Below are 2395 nucleotides of genomic sequence, written 5' to 3' on the forward strand. Positions count from 1 at the left end.
ACGCAATAGTGCTTACAAACGAAAAGATGGATACGCTTTTCCGGCACGGCGCAGAATGGCTCGGCGACGTGGGGCTCTTTGTGTCAGACGAGGTCCACCTTCTTGGCGACAGGGAGCGCGGGCCGACGCTTGAAATGATGCTCACCCGCATACGCAAGCTCTACCCCGGCTCGCAGATAGTCGCGCTGTCCGCGACGGTTTCAAACGCGGACGAGATAGCCGACTGGCTCGGCTGTACACTTGTTGAAAGCAGCTGGCGCCCGACGAAGCTGGTGGAAGGCGTCTACGAGTACGGGTCGGTGCGCATGAGCGACGGCAAGACTTTCAAGGTGCAGGCCGGCGCGACGCCCTCTGTGGACATTGCAATCGACTCCCTTGACGGCGGGGGGCAGGCGCTGATATTTGCAGAGACGAGAAAGCGCGCGTCGTCGCTTGCCGCAAAGGCTGCAGAGGGCGTGTTCAAGCGGCTTGACAGTGAAACTAAAGAGCGGGCCACAAAGGCGTCTGCCGAAATACTGAGCAGGGGCGACGACGCCGAGCTCACAAAGACGCTTGCTCAGCTGGTGGCCAAGGGCGTCGCGTTCCACCACGCAGGCCTGTCGCCTTCAAGCCGCGAAATAGTGGAAGAGTCGTTCAAGAAAGGCATCGTGAAACTGCTGACTGCGACGCCTACGCTTGCCGCCGGCGTGAACCTGCCGGCCCGGCGCGTGGTGGTCGCAAGCATTCTGCGCTACGACTCCGAGTATGGCGGCAACGTCCCTATCAGCGTCATGGAATACAAGCAGCTGTGCGGGCGCGCGGGAAGGCCCAGATATGATACATCTGGCGAGGCGATAATAGTGGCCGAGTCGACGGCAAGGGGCGAGGAGATCTATGACCATTACGTGCTTGGCACGCCAGAGCCCCTGCGCTCGCAGATGGCAAGCGACAGGGCCGTGCGCTTTCACCTCCTTTCGACGATAGCGTCGGTGCCCGGCATGAAAAAGGCCGGCATAATGGACGTGTTTGCGTCGACGCTTTTCGCGCAGCAGTACCGGAGCGCGACTGTCGAGTTCAAGGTAGAGTCAGCCCTTGCATACCTGGAATCCGAAGAGCTTGTCAAGCTAAAGGGCGAGCGCTACATCGCGACCGAGTTTGGCAAAAAGACGTGTCTCTTGTATGTCGACCCGCAGACCGCGGTGGCCTTTCGCGACGCACTGCAAAGCACAGAGAAAGGGCGGAAATACACGCTTGGCTTTTTGCACCTTATAACGCAGAGCCCAGATTTCTATCCCAAGTTGTCGCTGCGCAAAAAAGACGGCGACGAGGTGAGCCTGCTCCTGCAGGACAGGCAGAACGAGATGCTGCGCGACACAAGCGAGTACGACTGCTCGCGCAGTTTCTGGGCGCTTGCCGAGTGGATGGAAGAGGCAAGCGACAGGGTGCTTGGCGACAGGATGGGGGCCGAGCCGGGCGACATGCACAGGATGGTCGAGACCGGCGCGTGGCTCGCATACGCGCTCTATGAAGTGGCGAAACTCGCGGGCAGGGAGGACCTGCTTGCCCAGATGCACGCGCTGCGCGTCCGCATGCGTTACGGGGTCAAGGAGGAGCTTATGCCGCTGGTCGCGCTGGAAGGCGTCGGCAGGGTGCGCGCAAGGGCGCTATACAGCGCAGGCTTTACCGACGCTGCCAAGATAGCCAAAGCCCCGCAGGGCAAGCTTGCCGCTGTCTCAAAGATAGGGCCGGCAGTCGCCGAAAAACTGAAAGCTCAATTAGTACGCCGCGAGCAGGATAGAAAGTGACCACTGCGGCTGAAACGATAATCTATGGCGCGATAGTATCGGCGATATCGTTTTTTGCCGTCTATCTCCTGACGCCTGTCGCGATAAAGTCGCTTGTGGCAAGAGGCCAGGTCGTGCAGGACTATCACAAGCCCGGCAAGCCTCAGGTGCCCCGGCCCGCCGGCCCGGTGCTCATGACCGGCATTGCGGCTGCAGAACTTGTGCTATATGCGCTGACGATGAACCCTGCAGTCCTTGCCGTGCTTGCGTCGACTGCCATCGCGTTTGCGGTCGGCTATGTCGACGACAAGAAGGTCATGCCCGGCTGGTTCAAGCCTGCCGCGCTCTTGCTTGCCGCCGTCCCGCTGGTCGCGCTGCACGTCCAGGGCGACCACCTCAACCTCGTCTTTGGCAGCGCCTTCATCCCGCTCCTCTACATACCACTGGTCTTTGTCATCATGCCTATAGCCGGCAACACGGTCAACTCTATAGACGTCTTGAACGGCGTGGCAAGCGGCTTTGTGATAATTGCCATGGTGCCCTTGCTTGCTGCAGTCGCTATATTTGGCAGTATGGACATTTTTCTTGCAGGCCTGCCGCTCCTGCTTGCGGCAGTCGCCTTTTACAAGTAC

Annotated in this window: 1 protein-coding gene and 1 pseudogene; both read left to right on the forward strand. The window is 60.0% G+C overall.

The annotated features are described in order from the left end of the window. The coding region (locus ACREAY_RS11375; RefSeq protein ID WP_431755886.1) for a helicase-related protein at positions 1–1784 on the forward strand (1784 nt) is incomplete at its 5' end. Beyond that, positions 1781–2395, forward strand: a pseudogene (locus ACREAY_RS11380) (UDP-N-acetylglucosamine-1-phosphate transferase); the annotation flags it as partial. The gene ACREAY_RS11375 and the pseudogene ACREAY_RS11380, both read left to right, overlap by 4 nt.

The sequence above is a fragment of the Nitrososphaera sp. genome (assembly GCF_050748925.1).
Taxonomy (GTDB): domain Archaea; phylum Thermoproteota; class Nitrososphaeria; order Nitrososphaerales; family Nitrososphaeraceae; genus Nitrososphaera.